At 67.8% G+C, this 242-nt stretch carries 1 protein-coding gene; it reads left to right on the top strand.

The annotated features are described in order from the left end of the window. Nucleotides 1–242, top strand: a 242-nt coding sequence (locus SB754_RS22510; RefSeq protein ID WP_410784495.1) for a M20/M25/M40 family metallo-hydrolase, incomplete at both ends; no start/stop codon positions are given.

Genomic DNA, 242 nt, shown 5'->3' with positions numbered 1-242 from the left:
ATGGACACCGTCGACGGGAGCCAGACGATCCTGGGGTTCGTGCCCGGCCCCGCCGGTGCGCCGACGGTCCTGCTCTACTCGCATCACGATGTGCAGCCGGCGGGTCCCGAGGAACTGTGGGACAGTGCCCCATTTTCGCTGACCGAACGTGACGGCCGCTGGTTCGGCCGCGGATCATCCGACTGCAAGGGCAACCTGGTCGCCATCCTCACCGCATTGCGCGCACTCGATCCGCTTCCCCC

The sequence above is a fragment of the Leifsonia sp. SIMBA_070 genome, from assembly GCF_046534635.1.
GTDB lineage: Bacteria > Actinomycetota > Actinomycetes > Actinomycetales > Microbacteriaceae > Leifsonia.
This window is presented reverse-complemented; position numbering and strand designations above follow the sequence as displayed.